The organism is Bradyrhizobium sp. B120, assembly GCF_049075665.1.
Lineage (GTDB): Bacteria > Pseudomonadota > Alphaproteobacteria > Rhizobiales > Xanthobacteraceae > Bradyrhizobium.
On record NZ_CP185242.1, the window covers coordinates 3053177 to 3073421 of the forward strand.

Sequence of the window (20245 nt, forward strand, 5' to 3'; positions counted from 1 at the left end):
ATGGCCAACTTCTTCACCTCGCGCCTGTTCTTCATTTCGCTGGTCTGCGTGGTGGTTGCCGCGACGCTGCCGCTCTACGTCTCCGGCTACATCCTCGGCCTGCTCACCGTCGCGTTCTATTTCGGCGTGTTCGCGATGGCCTGGGACCTCTTGTTCGGCTTCGCCGGTGAGGTCAATTTCGGGCCGACCTTCCTGATCGGCACCGGCGCCTACACCGCAGGGATTCTCAACAACCAGTACGGCTGGTCGGTCTATGTCTGCATCCTGCTCGGCGCGCTGGCCTCGGTGGTTGCAGGCTTCGTGCTGGCGCTGCCGGCGCTGCGGGTGAGGGGACCATATTTCGGCCTCACCACGCTGGTCGCGGTCTTGATGCTGCAGAATTTCATCGTGGTGTTCGCTGACCTGACCGGCGGCGAGATCGGGCTCACTATTCCCGATGTCATCACCATCAATGCCGGCGCCAATTACTGGATCGCGCTCGGCTTCATGACCGTGAGCGCCGCGATCCTGTACGGACTGTCGCAATCGCCGGTTGGACTCGTGCTGCAGGCAAGCGGGCAGGACCCGGTGCAGGCCGGCGCGCTCGGCTTCAACATCGTCAAGCACAAGCTTGCGGCCTTCATCGTCAGCGCCTTCTTCTCGGGATTGTCGGGCGCACTCCTGGTGTTCTACTTCGGCACCGCCTCGGTCGGCACCGTGGTCGACGTCGCGGTCGGCGTGAACGTCATCGTGTCCGCCGTGCTCGGCGGCCGGCGCACCGTGCTGGGCGCAGCGCTCGGTGCAATCTTCCTGATCGTGGCCGGCGAATTCCTGCGTCCGACCGGCGAACTCGCAACCTTCATCGTCTCGGCGGTGGCGCTGCTCGTCGTGCTGTTCTTCCCCGGCGGTTTCCTCGGAGCGGCCCTGTCACGCGAGGCGCGCTCCTAAATGGATCAGACTGTGACCACTATTCCGACACTTGCAGTTCGCGGCCTGACCAAGCGGTTCGGCGGCCTGACCGCGGTGAAGAATCTGAGCTTCGAGCTGCGCCCCGGCGAGATCCTCGGCCTGATCGGGCCGAACGGCTCGGGCAAGTCGACCGCGATGAAGAGCGTGATGGGCATCGAGCGCCCGACCGCAGGTGAGGTGCTGTTCGACGGCGAGAACGTCGCCGGGCTGCCGGCGCACAAGATCGCGCGCAAGGGCTTTGGCATGGTGTTCCAGCACTCGCGGCCGCTGAACCGGCAGACCGTGCTCGAGAACATCATGGTCGCGCTGTTGCCCGACAGCCTGTTCATGCTGTTTCCCGACAAGGCGCTGACCGAGCGCGCCAAGTGGATCGCGGACCGCGTCGGCCTGGGGGCGGTGATGGACCGCCGCCCGCCGACATTGCCATTCGCCGACCTGCGGCGGCTGGAGCTGGCGAAGGCGATCGCGCGCGACCCGAAGGTGGTGCTGGTCGATGAGCCCTTTGCCGGGCTGACCAGCACCGAGGTCGGTGTGTTCTCGCAATTGATCCGCAGCTTCCGCGACGAGGGACGCGCGGTGATGCTGGTCGACCACAACGTCAAGAGCGTCGCCGCGCTGGTCGACCGCGTGCTTGCGATGTATCTCGGCGAGGAGATCACGACCGGCCGCGCCGAGGATGTGATGAAGAACGAGACCGTGCGGCGGGTCTATCTCGGCGGCGCGATCGAGACCCATGCGCGGCCCGAGACCTCGTTCAAGGACAAGGTGCCGCTGCTGCAGGTCGAGAATGTCAGCGTGCATTACGGCAAGGCTCAGGCGCTGGAGAACGTCTCGATCCACGTCCACGAGGGCGAGTTCGTCTCGATCGTCGGCCTCAACGGCGCCGGCAAGACCACGCTGTTCAACACCATCTCGGGCTTCCTGCCCTATACCGGCGAGATCCTGCGCGGCGGAGAGAAGCTGCGTGGCACCGGGCCGGCCAAGATCGCCCGCTCGGGCCTGGTGCAGTGCCCGGAATCGCGCGAATTGTTCGGCGAGATGACGGTGCGGGAAAACCTCGATCTCGGTGGCCAGCATCTCGACGACGCAGCGCGGGCGAAACAACTCGCCTGGCTGTTCGAGCTGTTCCCGATCCTGAAGGAGCGTCAGGGCCAGATGGCGCAGACGCTGTCCGGTGGCGAGCAGCAGATGCTGGCGATCGGCCGTGCGCTGATGATGCAGCCGCAGATCCTGATCCTCGACGAGCCGACGCTGGGGCTTGCGCCCGTCATCCTCGAATTGCTGTCGAAGGCGCTGGAGAAGCTGCGCCAGACCACCAAGATCACGGTGCTGCTCGGCGAGCAGAACGTGACCTTCGCGCTTCCGCATGCCGACCGCGTCTATGTGCTGGAGCACGCGCGAATCGTCTGGGAAGGCGACCCCGGCCGGTTCGCCGCGGAGGCCGGCAAGGACTTTCTCTGACGCTCGAAGTTTGAAGAATAACAAAACAAAGCAAGGGAGATCACGATGCCAGCATATTCAACCGCCACCCGCGTCAGCCTGTTGGCCTCGGCGCTGGCGCTGTGCCTCGCGGCGCCGGCCTATGCGCAATCCAACGACCCGATCAAGATCGGCGTCATCGCCGAGGTGCAGTCGATCGCGGGTGCGGCAACCCCGGGCGGCGCGCAGATCGCGGCCGACGAGATCAACGCCAAGGGCGGCGTGATGGGCCGCAAGATCGAGATCGTCACCTACGACAACAAGAGTTCGTCGGCGGATTCGGTGCGCGCGTTCCAGCGCGCGGTGAGCGAGGACAAGGTTTCGGCCGTGATCGCGAGCTACATCAGCGAGGTCGTGCTGGCGCTGGAGCCGTGGGCCTCGCGGCTGAAGATGCCGCTGATCACGCCCGGCGCCGCCTCGAACGAGATCACCAAGGCGGTTCACAACGACTATGAGAAGAACAAGTACACCTTCCACGGTTACCTGACCTCGGCCGCGCAGGCGCAGCTGGTCTGCGACGCGGCCAAGGAGCTCCTGGTCGACCAGCTCAAGTTCAAGTCGGTGGCGATCATGAGCGAGGACGCGGCCTGGACCAAGCCGCTCGACATCGGCTACGAGGCCTGTCTGCCGAAGGCCGGCCTGAAGGTCGTCGAGCACATCCGCTTCTCACCCGACACCACCGACTTCACGCCGATCTTCAACAAGATGGAGGCCGCCAAGCCCGACGTGATCGTCACCGGCATCTCCCATGTCGGCGTGCAGCCGACGGTGCAGTGGAAGAACCAGCAGGTGCCGATCCCGATGTTCGGCATCAGCGCGCAGGCGCTGAGCCCGACGTTCTGGGGCGATACCAACGGCGCGGCCGAAGGCGTGCCGTCGCTCGCGGTGGCCACGCCCGACGTCGCGGTGACGCCGAAGACAAAACCGTTCGCGGCCGCGTTCAAGGCCAAGTTCGGCACGCCGCCGGCCTATACCGGCTACACCGCCTATGACGAGGTCTACATCATTGCGGAAGCGATCCAGCGCGCCGGTTCGACCGATCCGGACAAGATGGTCACCGAGCTCGAGAAGACCGACTTCGACGGCACGATCGGCAAGATCCAGTTCTACGGCAAGAACGACGAGTTCACCCACGGCATCAAGTCCGGCCCGGGTGCCGTCACCGGCCTCGTGTTCCAGTGGCAGGGCGGCAAGCAGATCACGGTCTGGCCGAAGGCGATCGCGGAAGGGAAGCTGAAGTTTCCGGATTTTGTGAAGCTTTCGCAGTAATTGCCGAGCGCAAAGCCTCGTCATTGCGAGGAGCAAAGCGACGAAGCAATCCATCTATCCCCGAGTGGAGCGATGGATTGCTTCGCTTCGCTCGCAATGACGTCGGAGACGCTGTCACTCCCGAGGAAGCCATCCCATCGCTATGACCGCGTCGGCGGTGCCGTCTGGATCGTCGGCGCGGCGGCTGCAAGCAGTTCGGCGCGGTCGCCGCTCTGCGGCGGATAGATGCGCTGCTGGTTGATGGTCTGCTTGGTCAGCTTGGCGGCGGCGCCCGTGGTGTGCACCTCGCGGTCCCAGCCGGTGGTGTAGAGCGCGCCCCAGGTGCCGAGATCGAGCACCGTCACGTACCAGTCGATATTGAGCGGCAGCAGCTTTTCGCCGAACAGATCCGCGACCACATTGTGCCCGGCAAAGCGGCCCATCGGCCGCGCGAACTGGCACGACATCACGGTCGCATGCTCGCCATCGATCAGGCAGGCGGCGATGTCGCCGGCGGCGAATACGCCATTGAGGCCATCGGCGCGCATGCAATGATCCACCGGGATGCGGCCAAGCCTGTCGCGCTTCACCGCCAGCATCGCGGCGAGCGGGCTCGCGCGCATGCCACCGCACCACACCACGGTTTCCGTCGGAATGATCTCGCCGCTATCAAGCGTGATGCTGTCAGCGCCGACGGCGCTGACCCTGACGTTCAGCCGCGTCTCGACGCCGAGCGCGGTCAGCGCCTCGTTGATGACAGGACGGCCATGTGCGCCGAACGTCGCGCCGACCACCGGATTGGGATCGATCAGGATGATGCGGTGATCGCCGGTGATGCCGGCCTGCGCGAGCTTGGCCGGCATCTCGGCCGCGACCTCGATCCCGGTGAACCCGGCGCCGACCACCGCCACCGTCGCGCGGGCCCGCGACGGCGGCTGCTTGCCGAGCGCCGCCAAATGCGTGTTGAGGCGCGTGGCTGCTTCGAAGGTGTCGACGTCGAAGCCATGTACGGCAAGGCCTGGTATCGCGGGGCGGACCAGCTCGCTGCCGGTCGTCAGCACCAGCCGGTCATAGCTCAGCGTCTCCGCGCCGGAGCCTGTCTTGACCGTGACTTCGCGCTTCGCCGGATCGATTGCCGTGACGTCAGCCACTATGTGGCTGACGCCGACCGGATCGAGCAGGTCTTGCAGCGGCAGCGCGACATCGCCGAGATCGACCTCGTAATTGCGCACCCGGATGTTGTGATAGGCGTTGCGATCGACGACGACAATCTCGGTGTCCTCAGCCCGCGCGCCGATCTCGTCGCGCTTGCGGGCCGCACCGAGCGCCGCCCACAGACCGGCAAAGCCGGCACCCAGCACCAGGATGCGCGCCATCTCTCCCTCCGATCCTCTCGCGGAGAGAGCTTGCCTGCGCAAGCAGGGTCAAATCAAGCGGGCTGAATCGGGCCGAGGCTGATCACCGCACAGCGAGCCAGCGGCAATGAGCTGGCATTCCCGCGAAACTCGTCATGCCCGGCCTTGTGCCGGGCATCCACGTCTTTCACTCAGGCAGCAAAAGACGTGGATGGCCGGGACAAGCCCGGCCATGACGGAAGACGGGTCACATCGCGCTGCTCACGTCCCCGGCCGCGACACCTCGGTCTCCTTGCTGGTGATGAATTCCAGCAGCACCGGCACGCCTTCCTTGGTCTTCTGGATGCCGCGCTTGATCGCGGGGATGATGTCTTCGGGCCTGGTCACCCGCTCGCCATAGCCACCGAAGGCCCGCGCCATCGCGGCGTAGTCGCCGGAGATATCGGTCGAGCGGTATTTCTCGGTCGAGATCGGCATCACCTTCAATTCGATCGCCATCGAGAAATTGTTGAGCAGGATCGACATGATCGGAATCCGCTCGCGCACCGCGGTCTCGAAATCCATGCCCGTGAAGCCGATCGCGGCGTCGCCCCAGACATTGATGCAGAGCTTGTCCGGTTTTGCCAGCTTGGCGCCCATCGCGAGACCCAGCCCGTAGCCGAGCTGCGTGGTCTTGCCCCAGCCGATATAGGACAGCGGCTCGACCGATTTCCAGAACGGCGAGAGCTGGTCGCGCGGGCTGCCGGCGTCGTGGGTGATGATGGTGTTGTGGATGTCGACGGTGTGCTGCAGATCCCACAGCACGCGGTAGGGATTGAGCGGCGCGTCGTTATGCGTGAGCTTCGGCATCCATTTGGCAAGCCATTCCTTGTGGGAGGCCGCGATCTCCTCCGCGACCGCGCTGGCGTCACGGTCCGAGGTCACGCTCTTGCCGATCTCCTCCAGCAGCGCGTCGAGCACGAGGCCGGCGTCGCCGACGAGCCCGATTTTGGCCTCGACATCCTTGTTGATGTGGTTCGGATCGAGCGTCGAATGGATGATGGTCTTGCCCTTCGGCATCGCGATGCCGAACGACGTTTCGGTGAAGGAGCAGCCGATGCCGAAGATCACGTCGGCCTCAGTGAGGAATTTCGGCACCGCGCGCGGCACGGCAAGGCCGCCGGAGCCGAGCGACAGCGGATGCGTCTCCGGGAATGACGACTTGCCGCCGAGGCTCGTGGTGACGGGGATCGCGAGCCGCTCGGCGAGGCGCTTCAGCTGCGGCCAGGCCTTTGCGTAGTGCACGCCCTGGCCGGCATAGATCACCGGGCGCTTGGCGCCAACGAGCAGAGCTGCCGCTTCCTTCACATGAACGGGATCGGCGCCGTAGCGGGTGCGCAGCACCGGCGTGTAGTTCAGGGGCTCCGGCACCTCCTCGTTCCACATGTCGGCGGGGATCTCGACGATCACAGGCCCGCCGCGGCCGTTCTTCAATTTGGTGAAGGCACGGCGGAAGATGTTGCAGACTTCCGCGGCGATGTTGATCGGCTCCGAGGATTTCGAGAACGCCTTCATCGCCTGGCTGGAATTGAAGTTGGGATCGATGTTGGCGAGCCGGCGCGCATAACCCATCGGCAGCACCAGGACGGGTACGGATTCGCCGTAGCACTGCGCGACACCGCCCATCGCATTCTCGGCGCCCGGTCCGTGCTGCATGCAGAACGCGCCGATCTTCTCGCCTGATGTGACGCGGGAGATCGCGTCCGCCATGTGCACGCCGATGCGCTCCTGGCGCACCATCACGGGGCGGATGTCGGCACTGGCGGCGTATTCGATCAAATGGTTGACCGGGTAGCCCGTGAGGATCTCGATCCCCTCGCGCTTCATGATTTCCGCGATCGCGGTGCCGAGCTTCATGACGGTCACTCCCTTTGGATGCGGCCGGTTCGCTCCGGCCTCGTTGTCGTCCTGTCCGATAAAGGAACAGGATTCCGCCGCGAGGGTAAAGCGCCGCCGGGGCCGGATCAGGTAGTCCTGATATGCGTTTACGCCCAATCGCGGCTTGCCGCCTCGCGGGGCGAGGTCAGGGTGCAGGCAGAACTAGCAGCTAGTTTCTCTGCAACCTTTAAGCGATCGTTCATTGTGTCCATCAATGGGCCGTCAACCAATGTGGCCTAGTTTTGCTGGAATATTACTACGGCGCGGGAGAAAAAGCCGCGGGCGTCGGACAGGAGCTTTTCATGCGCGCGTTGCTTGCAAGATTTCTGCGCGATGACGTCGGGGCTACGGCGATCGAATACGCCATCATTGCCGGCGGCATCAGCATCGTGATCGTCGCCGGCGTCAGAGGCATCGGCACCACCGTGAGCGGCCAATTCACCGCCGTCAGTTCGGCCTTCAAGTAAGCGCCGCCGGACACGCTTCACACTTTCTGATTCAGTCGCCTCCGCCGTCTCCAATCAGCGTGCGCAGCATCGCGATGCGCGCGAACATCAGCCAGCCGTCGCTGGTTTCTGCCGCGTTGAAGGTGCGTTGATGAGAGTTCGTCTGCGTCTTGATTCGATATCACCAAGTTTGGCGGATTCTTTCCGAAAGGCTGACGATGAGCAACGGCGACATGCGACCTTGACAGCATGTCTCGTTGCTGTCGCGGGCACTGGCTTGCAGGGAAATGAAATAGACGCCGCCGTTGACCTTCTTCGCCACGGACGAGGAGATCAACTCGCCGTGCGGCGCAAGCTCGACTCTCTAACTGAGAAGTTCGACGAGCGATACCTTAAGCTTAGCGAAGATGCCGACGGGACAACACCAGAGGCTTTGCTCGTGTTTCGGAAAGCGAGGGCGGCAGCAGCATTGGCATTCGCGCTATCTCCTGATCCTGGACAGCTTCACGAGGCTATGTACGAAGCGATTGTTGCATCGGACGATCAAGTGGAAGCAGTGCGAGCGGCGGATGTGACGCTGAGGAGACGAAGGCATTGACCTTCTGCAGCTCAAATCGACCCGCAATAAACTGCAACAGCTGAATTACAGTGGCAGTGCATTCAATTTACTCCCGTATAGGAACTACGGTGAAAGTGCACTCAATTTACTCCCGTCCAGCGAACGTGCACCTCCTCTGGTGCTCTCAGATGCGACGCTGGCGTCGGTGCGCCGACTACATCATGAAGCTATCGGAAGGCACCCAGCAGGAGCCGCGCTGGCAGATCGCGGTCGAGCATCTGATCAACGCGGCCGAACGCGGCGCAGGCACTGCAACGTGACAAGCGTGTCGCCGCGATGCAGTACGATCCGTTCGTCGAACGGCGTCGACCAGGGCATTTCGGCTCGGGATCAATCGACAATCGCTGCGCCGCGACCTCAGCCCGCCTTCTTCCGCGCCGCGGTGCCTTGCGCACGCGCGGGCTTCTCGGCCTTCTTCGGCTCGGGCTTGACGGCCTCCTTGGGCTCGCGCTTGCCGCTGCCCGAGATCGGCAGCAGCATCTCGCGCTGGCCCTCGATGCGCTTCTTCGGCTTCTTGCCTTTCGCCGCCTTTGCTTCCGCCTTGGCGGGAGCGGCCTGCTTCTCGTTGGCAAGGCTCTTCTTCAGCGCGTCCATCAGGTTGATGACGTTGCCGCTGGCCTTCGCCGCGGGCTTGGCGATCTTGATGCCGTTGCGCTTCTGGTTGATCAGGTCGATCAGCGCCTGCTCGTAGCGATCCTCGAAATCCTCCGGATCGAACTCGCCGGACTTCTGCTCGACGATGTGCTTGGCGAGATCGAGCATATCCTTGGTGATCTTCACATCCTGGATGTCGTCGAAATATTCCTTCTCGCTGCGCACCTCATAGGGGTAGCGCAACAGCGTGCCCATCAGCCCGTTGTCGAGCGGCTCGAGCGCGATGATGTGCTCGCGGTTGGTCAGCACGACGCGGCCGATCGCGACCTTGTCCATGCTGCGGATGGTCTCGCGGATCACCGCGAAGGCATCGTGGCCGACCTTGCCGTCGGGAACGAGATAATAGGGGCGGATCAGATAGCGGCTGTCGATCTCGCTGCGCGGCACGAATTCGTCGATCTCGATGGTGCGGGTCGAATCCAGCGCGATGTCGTCGAGCTCGTCCTTGGTGACCTCGATATAGGTGTCGGTGTCGACCTTGTAGCCCTTCATGATGTCGTCGGTGGAGACTTCCTCGCCGGTCTCCGCATCGACCTTGGCGTATTTGATCCGGTGGCCGGTCTTGCGGTTGATCTGGTTGAAGGAGACCTTCTCGGTATCCGACGTCGCCGGATACAGGGCAACCGGGCAAGTCACGAGCGAAAGGCGCAAAAAGCCCTTCCAGTTGGCGCGAGGGGCCATAGGGAAAACTCCGATTACGCAACCGACGGAACGGTCAAGGATAACACCGGGAACCCCGGTTTGAAACAACGCGGCCCGGTGAATCTCGTAACGGCGTTAACCGTGACCTCGAGCCTGCGCCCGTTTGACGCGGCGGCGGCGACCGCCGTTGGACAGCCGTCCAGCGGCCCGGAACATCACGCGTTGGCCTTCAGAAGGGGGCGGCAATCGCCGGAATTTCAGGTACTTAACCAAAGAGGTCGCCATGGCAGAGGTACGACACGGTCGGATCATTGAAACCCCGACCGAGGCGCGCCAGGCCGAGCCCGGACCATCGGTTCTCGCGCTGCTCACGGCCTCAACCGGGCTCGCAGTCTTGATCCCCGGAATTGTCTGGTTCGCCTCTTTCCGGGTGTGACGCTGCGATCGCGGTCTCCCGCATGCGAGGTCTTGATTGTCAAACTGAGATGCAGGCGGAGCGGCCACCATGCGCTTGCGGGGGGGCGGTCGATCACGCCTGCATCTCGCCAAGGCCGGCGCGCGTTGCGGTCGCACGGCATTCGCCGCATCGCATGCTCGACGGTCGGTCTGACGCGCGACGCGCATCCGCGGCGCAGAACGCAATATCACGCAACTGAAATTTCCGGCGCGCGGACAGCTGAGGTCGCGGGAGCCGATCGCTGACCATGTCACGCGGAATTTTCTTGAGCCAAGACTTTGTCGGCCACGACTTTGTCAGCCAGCACGTGAGCCGGGAATCGTCTTCGACGGCCCGCGCCTTCACGATATTTTGCAGCTGAGATCTGTGACGAGCGAAGCTAATCGCTGCCGGGACGCGTCATGAGATCATCGAAATTGGCTGCTAGCTGATTTGAATCAGATGCGTCTTGAGCTTGAGATGTTCTATCCGCAAGAAGAGAAAAACTCGCTGTTGGCGCGCCTCAAGGAGAAAAGCGTTTCAGGTGCCTTCGTCGGACTGACGTTGCTGGCGATGGCGGGGTGGATTTATCTGCTCAGCTCGATGTTCCTGAAATTCATGCTGTGGTGGTTCTCCTGAGGCGCCTCGCGCGCGAGAACAACCGATCTGGGCGCCGGGTCATTGTTGCGCCGTTCGATTGCACAAAAAATTCCAGCGGCTGAACATTCTTTCGGCGCGCGCAATCATGATGTCGTCACAACTCCGAATGTTAATAACATCTGGTCTAACATGGACGACTGTGATGCTTTCTCCCGTTCTCAGCCTTGCGGCGGCGTTCGTCGCCGGCTTCTTCTCCGGTTTCGCCGCGCGCTCGTGGCGATCGCGCAAGCGCCGCGCGCAATATCGGATCTATGCGCCGTACGTGGCGCCGCCCACCGCCACCAAATCGGCGAGGCGGGAACCGCCGCTCACCGCTTTCGGCCACATGCGCCGCGCGTTCTAGCGGGCTAGCTCGGCAGAGGTAGCGCGACAGTGGCGTGAGTTGGGGTTGGCGGGCGACATGCAATCGGTCATCTTGTCTTCGTTGCGGCAGCCGGGCTGGGTTCGCGTGCCGGCGGGTTGCCGTTGGCCCGCGCATCGTGAGGGAACTTGCACGCATGAGTGATCTCAGGGGGCATTCGCCAAGGCGGTATGTCGTCGATGTCGGTGGACGGCGCGTGCTGGTCGGCCTCACGCTTGAAGAGACGTCGGAATTCGAAGGACTGGACGCCTCCCTGCCGGTGCTGGGCGGGGAAGCCCACGGCGCGGAGCTGATGCCGTCAGCCGTCGAGGGACGGTGGGTCGAGCTCTATGACAAGCACGACAAGGCCTGGATCAAGTGGAAGGCCGACCTGAGGGCCGGGCAACAGGATAATTCACTCTTTTTTAACTAAGACCGGGCGACTTTGAGCGATACTGCCTCAGTGGGCCCGAACCGGATACTGACAGATGTTTCAGTTGTTTTTGCGGGCTCGCGCGCATGACCTGATCAGGTCGCGGCGGAGCGAGGAAGGTTTCAAGGCACGTTCGGCCGAGCGCGATGCCGAGACCGATCGCGCCCGGATCGGATCGATCATGGCCGCGATCGAGGCCGCGTTGCACGCCGCCGAAAGCGAGCAATCCGGCCTTGGCCGCCGCGTCGACGATGTTCTGGCCCGCGCGGCGGTGACGCTGGGCAACGGCACCGACGAGTATCTGGAACGCGAGGCGCTTGACAACTATCATCAAGACCTGTTTGACGCCGAGATCTCCAACGGCCAGCGTCGGCTGAAGGAACTGGCGACCGAGATCGCGCACTTCAAGTTCATGAAGGCCGCGGTCCTGAGCCGCTTTCCGGACTACAAACCTCCGGCCGCCAGCAACTGACGCGCCGCGGCCGCAACGCCAAGCCGAAGCTGCGGCCCGCGCCTGACGGCGTGTGCGGCCTGGTCCGGCGCAAGGCGAAAGGCACAGGCGAAACGTGGTGATCGCAGGCAATCTACTCGTCACGGGCTGCGCCGGCTTTATCGGCTTCCATCTGGCGGAGCATTTGCTGCGGGCAGGGCAGCCGGTCATCGGCATCGACAATCTGAACCAGTATTATGATCCGGCGCTCAAGCAGGCGCGGCTCGATCTGCTCAAGCAGCACCGTGGCTTCACCTTCCTGGAGCTCGACCTCGCCGACCGCGCCGGGATGAAGGCGCTGTTCGAGCGCTATCGCTTCGAAGTCGTGGTGCATCTCGCTGCCCAGGCCGGCGTGCGCTACTCCCTGCAGAACCCGCAGGCCTACGTGGATTCCAACCTGGAGGGCTTCGTCAACGTCCTCGAGGGCTGCCGACATACTGCGTGCCGCCATCTGCTGTTTGCGTCGTCATCGTCGGTCTACGGCGCCAACACCAAGCTGCCGTTCTCGGTCCACGACAATGTCGATCATCCGGTCAGCCTGTACGCGGCTACCAAGAAGGCCAACGAGCTGCTCGCCCATTCCTACAGCCACCTCTATCGCATCCCGACGACGGGGCTGCGGTTCTTCACCGTCTATGGGGCGTGGTATCGGCCGGACATGGCGCTCTACGCCTTCGCGGACGCGATCACCAAGGGGAAGCCGATCCAGTTGTTCAACAACGGCAACATGCGGCGCGACTTCACCTATGTCGATGACGTGGTCGAGGCGATGGTGCGGCTGATCGGCCGCGCGCCAGCGGGCGACGTCAACTGGTCGGGCGCGCATCCCGATCCGGGTTCGAGCAAGGCGCCGTGGCGCGTCTACAACATCGGCAACTCCAGGCCGGAAGAACTGATGCATGTGGTGGCGCTGCTCGAGCAGGGCTTCGGCCGGCAGGCCGAAAAGCAGTTGTTGCCAATGCAACCTGGGGATGTCCTGGAGACGGCAGCCGATGTTTCCGATCTGGAGCGTGAAATCGGCTTTCGGCCGCAGACGCGGATCGAGGACGGCATTGCCAAATTCGTCGCCTGGTATCGGGCTTATCACAACATCGATCGGACGTAGTGCGCTCGTTAGCGAATTCCGGCTCGAGAAAAACCTGGTTCGGCGTGGAACGGAGTGTGGCAATGAGAGTTGTCAATGGTTTTGCGTTCGCTTCAGCCATGATCATCATGTCCTGTGCAATCGTTCCGGCGCACGCGATCGACGCCAAGGTCGCGCGCGCCTGCGATGCCTTGGTCGCGCGGGCGTTTCCACCGCGGCAGCCCGGCAATCCCGCTTCCGGCAGCGCGAGAGGCGGTGGGAAGGACCAGCGCGACTATTTCAACAAATGCGTCGCCAATGGCGGCAAGATGGACGACGACACGCCTCCGAAATCGAAATAGCGCGCGATCGCGACGCGCGTTCCGAATTAGCGATGCTTATGGCTGCTGGTCGAATCCGCTGCTGTCTGCCGTGGCAATCGTGCAAGCGCATGTAGAACGCGAAGGCGCTTCGCTGCCTCTGATGAAGCCGAAATGCCTCATTACCGCTCATTTCGAATTAGAATAGCATTGTCGCATTCGGCGAGATCGAGGTGAATATCCTGCATGATCGAATGTGTGGCGTTGATTCCTTCCGCCGCATCGTCAGGCGGATCAGAATGCTCAGATCCGCGGCCTCGATATCTGAAACGGATCGAAATATTCTGCGATCAATGCAGATGACGCGGTGTCGGTTCGCTGCATCCATGCTGCTCGCTTCAACCTGTTATGCGCGGCGAAAAAACCGATTGATCGAAAGCAGCAGATTTAGTGTGTGCACGCCGTGTGTGGTGGAATATCTGGTTCGAGGCTGGAACACCTCATCACGTCCCGGGCCATTGACGCGGCGACATTGTGATGGCCCGCCGACGTGTCGCCGGTTTCGACGGCGATCGCTGCGATCAACGATCGTCAAATGATTTCATGCTCTTGCTCGCGCCTCACGGTCAGTGCCGGTTGCGCTGTTTGGCCGCGTGCCGCGTCGCTGCCGCTGACATCCCATCGCGACGACACATATAAGGCCATCGATCGAACGTTTCGCGATCAGGTTGTGGAACCTGGTTGAGAAAATTTAACGCGGAGCCACGTTCGTCGCAAACCTGCCCCATTAACCGCATTCCATGTGCGTGAGCTAAAACTCTGTCATTGAAACTTCAATCACATCGCTCATACCCTTAACCGCAGAGCGAGGGCGCGCCATGAAGCAGCATAAAGTACAACATTCGCATCAGCCAATCGAAGAGGCGTTGCTCGCGACCAATCAATCGCTGCGCAACGAGGTCGTTGCGCTGATGCTTGATATCGCCGCGTTGCGTGAAATCCACGAGCGCCCAGCCGCGTCTCGTTCGTTCGGCATGTCGCGTGAGCAGAACGCCCCGCGTGCCGCATTGCGCCGGGTTCACCACAGCTGAAGTCCGTCAGCCCATTTCTCACTGAGCAGAATTTGCGGCCACATCCAAGCCAGTCCGGCGAGGATGTCGGAGCTTGCTGGTATGGACAATTCAATTTTAAATTGAATGTTGTCCCGCCCGATCCTCGTTTTGAGCGAGCTGGATCGATCTAGCTGACGTTTGCCGTGGACAATTTGTGGTCGTGAGAGCAGGCGGTCAGTGCTCTTGCCGCACCGGCTTGTGCGCCACGATGTAGGACAGGCGCTCGCGCAGGATCCACGTCTGCAGCACCAGTTCGACGGCGGTGTGCCGGAGCTCGGAATTCTCCGCGACGAGGCGTTCCAGGGCGTCGGTCGCCTCGCTGGACGCGGATTGCTTCCCCTCGAAGACCTTGAGACGCGCCATAGTGTCGATCCTCGTAAAATGTGTTGGTCAGAGGCTGGCTCTGACAAGCGTCAGCACAGAATAGTTCGCGGATTGTCGGGCGGTCGTGGTTCCGCCTGATGGCCTCGGGTGGGAAAGCGCCTAATTGATAATTCGCGGATCGAGCTATGAGTGTTAGGTTTCCTGAAAATGATCCTCAAACATGTTGAAACTCTCATGACACCTAACGTCTTAGTAACTACCGCTGCGCGAGCGTGCCCGCAAGCTGCCGGCCGCGAAGGTCGCGGGATTAATTTGTTAGAATGTTGTGAAACTCTCGCTTGACCGGCGGCGTAGATATCGCGGAGAGGCATGGTGCACTCACAATCTGTCGCAGGACCGATTGGATGTTCTCATTTGCTTCTCATTCTGGAATGCAAACGGTGCGCCAGTTATCCAGATCAAATTGTCATGCGCAGAAAGTCTATAACTTTTTCTGTGAGGTCGTCTTCCGGCAGGAATATTGCTCATATATTCCGGTAAGCACCTTGCAGCTTCGGTGTTTCTTCGCACAATGCGGCGCTGCCGACGGCAAGTTCGAGGCTCCCGAAGGCCCCCCGGGAAATCCTCAATTTGAATTTCCTGTTGCATTTACATAGCTTATAGGCCATGCGATGATTGCTAATCTAGGGGGCAATGAGATGACCAATGAGGCGTCATTCAACTGACGAGATCAGTTCCAAGGTCAAACAAGCCGAGGAACTCATGGCGCGGGGGCAGTCACAAGCCCAAGCGTGCAAGGTGCTGGGCGTTAGCGTGATGACATTTCACCGCTGGCGCAAGCAGGAGGCTGCACGCGGCCATCACCCGAATGGTACTGTGACCGAGCTTGCCGCTCGTTCCGATGATCGAGATGGTATTCCCCACGTCCACAACCGTATTGACGAATTGCGGCTGGAAAATGAACGGCTGCGCCGGATTGTGACCGACCTGCTGCTCGAGAAAATGAAGATCGAAGAGAAGCTTGCGCTCAGATCCAGCGGCGGGAACGGTTTGCCCCGCCGGGGTGAAGTCCAGAGCTGACGTAAGCTGATCCGCTAGTGGATACGCGAGGGCCTGGGAGCCAGCAGCAGCTGGTCGCTCAGATGCGCTTTCTCGGATCTTGCGCGCAGCTCCTCGAGGATCGGACGCAGCCTCGCCTGTGCAAGGTCCAGGCCTCTGACAATGTCCTGATTCGGCATTTCGGCCGGAAAACGGGCCGAACGCAGCTTTGTTTCGACCGCCTTGACCAGCAACTCGACGTCGTCGCGGTGCTGGCCGGCGACGAGTTCGGCGCCCATCAGGCGGATGAGATGGAGGAGGGCCAACAGCGCGGCCTCGGTTTCGCCAGCCGATGAACTCATGGACGCTCTCTGCCTGATATTGCCGGCAGGTCTTGCGAGCTCACGGCCTGCCTGATATTAAACATGTGAATTGTTAACACGAATGTTAATTCCCGATGACGGACCTTTCGGACGCTCGAATAGCGAAGGTACCGGTTAGCTTCGGCGCCTTCTCGTTCGCTTTTGCCTCGCTCGAAGCGTTTGCTGTCGTCTTCGAGATGATCATCGTCGTGCTGTCCAGCATCATTGGCGGCGCGGCCTATCACCTGTTTTACTACCACACGGTTTATAGCAACAGCTTCGAGGGTTTTCTAGGGATCGGGGTCCTCGCCGCCATCCTTCACATGTTCGTGGCGAAGTCGCAGGGCCTCTACAATGCGCAGGTGCTGGCCGGTCTCGACCGGCGCTGGAGCAGCCTGCTCGGCGGCTGGCTGCTGGTGGTCCTGCTGATGACCCTGATCATCTTCCTTCTGAAGGTTGGCTCCGGCGTCTCGCGCGGGTCGGTGATGTCGTTTGGCCTGATCGGCGGCCTTGGGCTGGTGACCGGACGGATGCTGCTGCAGGCGCCGCTGCAACGTGCGATCGACCGCGGCATGCTGGCGACGCGCCGTGCGGTCGTGGTCGGGATGGCGGACGAATTGTCCCGGGTGCGGCAATCGAGCTTGCTGCGCGATTTCGGCCTCAGCGAGGTGCGACGGATCCAGTTGTCCGGCCTGTCCGACGACGCGGGCGATCGCGCCGCCGTCGCGTCAGCCATTCGCGCGGCACGGGAGTGCGGCGCCGACGAGATCGTCCTGGCGATGCCCTGGCAGCAGGAGCCGCGCATCCAGTTCGTGTGCGATCAGCTGCGGGCGTCACCGCTGCCGGTGCGGCTGCTGCCGGATCGGACGGCGGAGCGATTCCTGGCGCTGCGGATGGTGGCGTCCGGCCCGATACCGACGCTGGAAATGCAGCGCTCGCCGCTGACCTCGGTCGAGCGTGCCGGCAAGCGGCTGTTCGACATCGTGGCATCGAGCGGCCTTCTGGTGCTGTTCGCGCCGCTTTTGATCGGGACCGCGATTGCGATCAAGCTCGACTCCAGGGGGCCGGTCCTGTTCCGGCAGCGCCGCAACGGATTCGACGGCAAGCAATTCACCATCCTCAAATTCCGTTCCATGCATGTGCTCGAGGACGGCGATGTCATCACGCAGGCTCGCGCGAACGATCCGCGGCTGACCGGGATCGGCGCCACGCTGCGCCGCCGCAGCATCGACGAGCTGCCGCAGCTGGTGAACGTGCTGCGCGGCGACATGTCGCTGGTCGGGCCGCGGCCGCATGCGTTGGCGCATGACGACAAATATTCGAAGCTGATCGCAAGCTACGCGCAGCGCCAGCACGTCAAGCCGGGCATCACCGGTCTCGCGCAAGTGCAGGGACTGCGCGGCGCGACGCCCGCGATCGAGGACATGCAGCTGCGCGTCGCGCACGACCTCATCTACATCAAGAGCTGGAGCTTCGTGCTCGACCTGCGCATCCTGTTGCGCACCGTCGGCGCGGTGCTGCGGCACAAGGGAATCTAGCGGGCCGGGCATCCGACGGCTGCCCGCGTGGCGGCGCGCGCTACTCCGGAACGCTCTGGCCGGCGTCCTTGAATTCCGCCTCGATGATGCGCCGGTTGGCGTCGGTCGCCACGCGATAGGCCTGGCCGAGCGCGCCCTTTAGCTCCGGCGCACGGGTGAGGATCAGGCGGACCTGCCGCTGCAACAGATCGACCAGTTCCACATCGCGCGTGGTATCGACCTGCGCCAGCAGGATCAGCCGCGGCGCGATCAGTTCGCTGCGGTTGAAGCCGGTGTAATAGGACATCTTCAGCGCCTTCGACGCGGTCGGGTTCAGCCAGTCGAACCGCCCGGTCGCCGAGGCGAGGCCGAACCAGCCGCCGGCGTCCATCGGCGAGAGCCGCAGCGCGCGCGTGAAGGCGGCTTCGGCCGCCTCGGGCGAGGTCTGCAACTCGCTCCAGCCGTCGGCGAGCCACAGCTCGCTCCTGACCACGCCGACATCGGCGGCGAGCCAGGGTTTGCCGCGCAAGGCATCGGCGGCGAGCCACCACGTCGACAACGCCAGCGTCGCGGCGCCGATCAGGATTGCGGCCGGCACGAAGGCCGGCGAAAGCTGCCGCGCGTGCCGTCGGATCGCGTCAGCCCTGGCGCTAGCCATGGCGCGCTGCCCGGTTGCCGGTCATCAGCAGGGTTCGCCGCCCGCCCTCCAGCTTGACGCAGGTCAGGCGGCCCGTCGCATAGGCGCCGGTGTCGACATTGATGCGGTTGCGCAGCAGCTCGGCCTCGTGCACCGGCGTATGGCCGTGGACCACGACCTTGCCGAAATCATCTTCCGACACCAGGAAATCGTCGCGGATCCAGAGCAGGTCCTCCTTGCGCTGTTGCTTCAGCGCGAGCCCCGGCCTGACGCCGGCATGCACGAAGAAATAGCGGCCGCAGGAAAAGGTGATCGGCAGCGAGCGCAGGAAGGCGAGATGGGCCGGCGGCATCTGGCGGACCAACGCCTGCGCGAGCGCCCTGCGCTCCGCTGCATCGGGATTGGGCGAGGGCGTCAGTCCATAGGACATCAGCGTCTGCAGGCCGCCGAACTGCCGCCATTGCGCGAGCATGTCGGGATTGACGAGAAACTCCAGCAGGCAGGCCTCGTGATTGCCGAGCAGGCAGACCATGCTGCGGGTCCGGCGGCGCTGATCGAGCATCGCGATCACATCGCGCGAATCCGGTCCGCGATCGATGTAGTCGCCGAGGAACACCTGGATCGGCCGCGCCGGACGCGACTTGCGGATATCGGCATCGATGCGGGCGCAGATCTCGTGCAGCAGGTCGGCGTGTCCGTGGATATCGCCGACGGCATAGATGCAGGTCTCGTCGCCCTCGTCATGTTCGAGGTCGCCGGGCTGGCCGACCATACGCCGGAGGAGCTTGCGCATCTGGCGACTAGCCCGCCCGCAACCGTGAACGGCTGATCCGCTGCGCCAGTCCTGTTCCGATCACGGCTCCCAACACGATCACTCCGGGCAGCGCCGGCAATTCCGGCAAGGTGAAGGCGGCAAGCACCAGTGTCAGCAACACGGCTGCCGCCGCCGCGGAGTAGGACCAGTCACGGCCGCGATTGCGCGCGCCGGCCGTGAACGCGGCGATGCCCACGATCGTAACCGCCACTAGAGTCCAGAACATGGCGGAACCGAACTGCGCGATCAAGGCGGCGGCACTGGTTGCCACCACCGGCCGCGCGGTTGCGCCTTGCCAGTCCATGTAGGTCGATGCCAGCTTTGCGGTGGCGCCGGCGCCGCCGCCGAGCGCGGGCAGGTCGGCGAGCAGATTGTGGGTCGACTGCACGAGCTCGGCCGGCGCGTGGACGAAGGCTATGGCAAGCGCGACATCGGGGTGACGGTTGGCGATCGCCGTTACCAGCGCGATCAGCGCGATTGCCACCGCAGCAGCGGCGCTGCTCCAGCGATGCAGATGAAGTTTTCGAGCGGCGAAGGTCATCAGGACGAGCGCGATTCCGGCGGCGATTGCGATCGCGGCGCCGCGCCGTCCGTACCAGCAGGCGCTGGCAGCGCAGAACAGTGCGCTTGCGGCGAGCAGCCGGCGCAATCGCACCAACTGCGCCGCCGTGCGGCCGTCAGCATGTCCGCCCACGTCGAGCGCGCGCACAAGGCTGAGCGGAACGCCAATCAGAGTGACGACGAGGAATCCGTTTGCTGTCTCGTCGCGCGCAACGTCGGCAGCGCCAAGCCAGGCTTTGATCGGATCGCTGTACAACAGCAGGATCAGGGCCGCGGCGACGGCCGTCGCTGCGATGCTGCGGGTCACCACGTCGGCCCGGCGGGCATCGATCGCGATCGCCGCAGCAGTGATCATGACCGAGAGCAGCGACAGCCAAAGCAGCAGCGCGCCAAGGCTCGCGCCGGTGTCGATCGTGATGCTGCCACTGAGCGACGCATCCAGTGTTTCGCCGGCGAACTTCCACACCGGATGCGCCCAGAACGGCAGCGGAAGCATCTGGACGATGATCCAGAGCATCGGCGCCAGGGCCACCGCAACGGCGGACCCGGCAACCGACTTCAGGAAAGACAGTTCACCTGGACGGATCGCCATCAGGCTTGCCAGCAGCCCGAGCGACGTTGGGGCGCCGACCAGGCCAATGGCGGGCGACGCGTCGATGAAGCCCACCGGAATCGATGCCCCGATCAGGATGCAGATGAAAGCCGTGACGTTCCACACGGGAGGGGCAAATCCTTGGGAAACAGGTCCTGCGGAAGATGAGAACGCAAGGCAGCGGGATGCCCCGGGCTCGCTGCGAGGTCAATCGAAATCGGATACGCAAGGTGAGGCA

23 protein-coding genes are annotated in these 20245 nt (G+C 63.2%); 15 read left to right on the forward strand and 8 right to left on the reverse strand.

The features are described 5' to 3' along the window. From ACOIX3_RS13880 to ACOIX3_RS13890, 3 genes are read left to right on the forward strand one after another with little or no spacing between them, the layout of a single operon-like run. The gene (locus ACOIX3_RS13880) at window positions 1-927 is read left to right on the forward strand and encodes a branched-chain amino acid ABC transporter permease (RefSeq protein ID WP_420970364.1); all 927 of its coding nucleotides are present in this window, start codon (window positions 1-3) and stop codon (window positions 925-927) included. Then, window positions 928-2409: an ATP-binding cassette domain-containing protein gene (locus ACOIX3_RS13885; protein ID WP_420970366.1), complete on the forward strand. Its 1482-nt coding sequence runs from the start codon at window positions 928-930 to the stop codon at window positions 2407-2409. A 45-nt stretch (window positions 2410-2454) separates the two neighbouring features. After that, a complete protein-coding gene (locus ACOIX3_RS13890; protein WP_420970368.1) occupies window positions 2455-3696 on the forward strand; it encodes an ABC transporter substrate-binding protein in 1242 nt (413 codons plus the stop codon). 140 nt (window positions 3697-3836) lie between these two features. Here the strand turns inward: ACOIX3_RS13890 and ACOIX3_RS13895 are convergent, their stop codons facing one another. Both ACOIX3_RS13895 and ACOIX3_RS13900 read right to left on the reverse strand, forming a co-directional pair. Next, window positions 3837-5051 carry an NAD(P)/FAD-dependent oxidoreductase gene (locus ACOIX3_RS13895; protein ID WP_420970369.1) on the reverse strand — a complete coding sequence of 405 codons (1215 nt, stop codon included), beginning with the start codon at window positions 5049-5051 and terminating at the stop codon, window positions 3837-3839. Between the two features lie 240 nt (window positions 5052-5291). Further along, entirely contained in the window at window positions 5292-6926 is a 1635-nt protein-coding gene (locus tag ACOIX3_RS13900) for a thiamine pyrophosphate-requiring protein (RefSeq protein WP_420970370.1), read from the reverse strand. Window positions 6927-7249: 323 nt separating this feature from the next. Between ACOIX3_RS13900 and ACOIX3_RS13905 the strand changes: the two genes are divergently transcribed. The 3 genes from ACOIX3_RS13905 to ACOIX3_RS13915 all read left to right on the forward strand — a co-directional run bounded on the left by ACOIX3_RS13905 (window position 7250) and on the right by ACOIX3_RS13915 (window position 8272). Continuing rightward, window positions 7250-7414 carry a Flp family type IVb pilin gene (locus tag ACOIX3_RS13905; protein WP_092127042.1) on the forward strand — a complete coding sequence of 55 codons (165 nt, stop codon included), beginning with the start codon at window positions 7250-7252 and terminating at the stop codon, window positions 7412-7414. A 130-nt stretch (window positions 7415-7544) separates the two neighbouring features. Next, window positions 7545-7991, forward strand: coding sequence for a hypothetical protein (locus ACOIX3_RS13910; RefSeq protein ID WP_420970371.1), 447 nt, complete (start codon window positions 7545-7547; stop codon window positions 7989-7991). A 149-nt stretch (window positions 7992-8140) separates the two neighbouring features. Continuing rightward, window positions 8141-8272, forward strand: a complete 132-nt coding sequence (locus ACOIX3_RS13915) for a hypothetical protein (protein WP_420970372.1) — start codon at window positions 8141-8143, stop codon at window positions 8270-8272. 97 nt (window positions 8273-8369) lie between these two features. On the opposite strand, the gene ACOIX3_RS13920 is transcribed toward ACOIX3_RS13915, so the two are convergent. After that, entirely contained in the window at window positions 8370-9347 is a 978-nt protein-coding gene (locus ACOIX3_RS13920; protein WP_420970373.1) for a Ku protein, read from the reverse strand. An 877-nt stretch (window positions 9348-10224) separates the two neighbouring features. On the opposite strand from ACOIX3_RS13920, the gene ACOIX3_RS13925 reads away from it, so the two are divergent. The 7 genes from ACOIX3_RS13925 (at window position 10225) to ACOIX3_RS13955 (ending at window position 14141) form a co-directional block, all read left to right on the forward strand. Beyond that, window positions 10225-10383, forward strand: coding sequence for a hypothetical protein (locus tag ACOIX3_RS13925; RefSeq protein ID WP_171948113.1), 159 nt, complete (start codon window positions 10225-10227; stop codon window positions 10381-10383). A gap of 163 nt (window positions 10384-10546) precedes the next feature. Next, on the forward strand, window positions 10547-10747 hold the full coding sequence (locus ACOIX3_RS13930) for a hypothetical protein (protein WP_420970374.1): 201 nt from the start codon (window positions 10547-10549) through the stop codon (window positions 10745-10747). Between the two features lie 154 nt (window positions 10748-10901). Then, the gene (locus tag ACOIX3_RS13935) at window positions 10902-11177 is read left to right on the forward strand and encodes a hypothetical protein (RefSeq protein WP_420970375.1); all 276 of its coding nucleotides are present in this window, start codon (window positions 10902-10904) and stop codon (window positions 11175-11177) included. Between the two features lie 55 nt (window positions 11178-11232). Beyond that, window positions 11233-11649, forward strand: coding sequence for a hypothetical protein (locus tag ACOIX3_RS13940; protein WP_420970376.1), 417 nt, complete (start codon window positions 11233-11235; stop codon window positions 11647-11649). 94 nt (window positions 11650-11743) lie between these two features. After that, entirely contained in the window at window positions 11744-12772 is a 1029-nt protein-coding gene (locus tag ACOIX3_RS13945; protein ID WP_420970377.1) for an NAD-dependent epimerase, read from the forward strand. Window positions 12773-12834: 62 nt separating this feature from the next. Further along, on the forward strand, window positions 12835-13092 hold the full coding sequence (locus ACOIX3_RS13950; protein WP_420970378.1) for a hypothetical protein: 258 nt from the start codon (window positions 12835-12837) through the stop codon (window positions 13090-13092). An 836-nt stretch (window positions 13093-13928) separates the two neighbouring features. Next, complete coding sequence (locus ACOIX3_RS13955) at window positions 13929-14141, forward strand: hypothetical protein (protein WP_342723033.1); 213 nt, start codon at window positions 13929-13931, stop codon at window positions 14139-14141. A 195-nt stretch (window positions 14142-14336) separates the two neighbouring features. Here the strand turns inward: ACOIX3_RS13955 and ACOIX3_RS13960 are convergent, their stop codons facing one another. Then, the gene (locus ACOIX3_RS13960) at window positions 14337-14525 is read right to left on the reverse strand and encodes a hypothetical protein (protein ID WP_223968308.1); all 189 of its coding nucleotides are present in this window, start codon (window positions 14523-14525) and stop codon (window positions 14337-14339) included. A gap of 666 nt (window positions 14526-15191) precedes the next feature. Between ACOIX3_RS13960 and ACOIX3_RS13965 the strand changes: the two genes are divergently transcribed. Continuing rightward, window positions 15192-15566, forward strand: coding sequence for a helix-turn-helix domain-containing protein (locus ACOIX3_RS13965; protein WP_092125207.1), 375 nt, complete (start codon window positions 15192-15194; stop codon window positions 15564-15566). A 14-nt stretch (window positions 15567-15580) separates the two neighbouring features. Here the strand turns inward: ACOIX3_RS13965 and ACOIX3_RS13970 are convergent, their stop codons facing one another. Continuing rightward, window positions 15581-15886, reverse strand: a complete 306-nt coding sequence (locus ACOIX3_RS13970) for a hypothetical protein (protein WP_420970379.1) — start codon at window positions 15884-15886, stop codon at window positions 15581-15583. A 95-nt stretch (window positions 15887-15981) separates the two neighbouring features. On the opposite strand from ACOIX3_RS13970, the gene ACOIX3_RS13975 reads away from it, so the two are divergent. Next, window positions 15982-17424, forward strand: a complete 1443-nt coding sequence (locus ACOIX3_RS13975; protein ID WP_420970380.1) for an undecaprenyl-phosphate glucose phosphotransferase — start codon at window positions 15982-15984, stop codon at window positions 17422-17424. 40 nt (window positions 17425-17464) lie between these two features. On the opposite strand, the gene ACOIX3_RS13980 is transcribed toward ACOIX3_RS13975, so the two are convergent. The 3 genes from ACOIX3_RS13980 to ACOIX3_RS13990 are packed head-to-tail and all read right to left on the reverse strand — an operon-like array spanning window position 17465 to window position 20133. After that, window positions 17465-18061 carry a hypothetical protein gene (locus ACOIX3_RS13980; RefSeq protein WP_420970381.1) on the reverse strand — a complete coding sequence of 199 codons (597 nt, stop codon included), beginning with the start codon at window positions 18059-18061 and terminating at the stop codon, window positions 17465-17467. Then, window positions 18054-18833, reverse strand: coding sequence for a metallophosphoesterase family protein (locus ACOIX3_RS13985; RefSeq protein ID WP_420970382.1), 780 nt, complete (start codon window positions 18831-18833; stop codon window positions 18054-18056). The genes ACOIX3_RS13980 and ACOIX3_RS13985 overlap by 8 nt, the downstream gene beginning before the upstream one ends. A gap of 7 nt (window positions 18834-18840) precedes the next feature. Next, the gene (locus ACOIX3_RS13990) at window positions 18841-20133 is read right to left on the reverse strand and encodes a hypothetical protein (protein ID WP_420970383.1); all 1293 of its coding nucleotides are present in this window, start codon (window positions 20131-20133) and stop codon (window positions 18841-18843) included. Window positions 20134-20245: the final 112 nt, after the last annotated feature.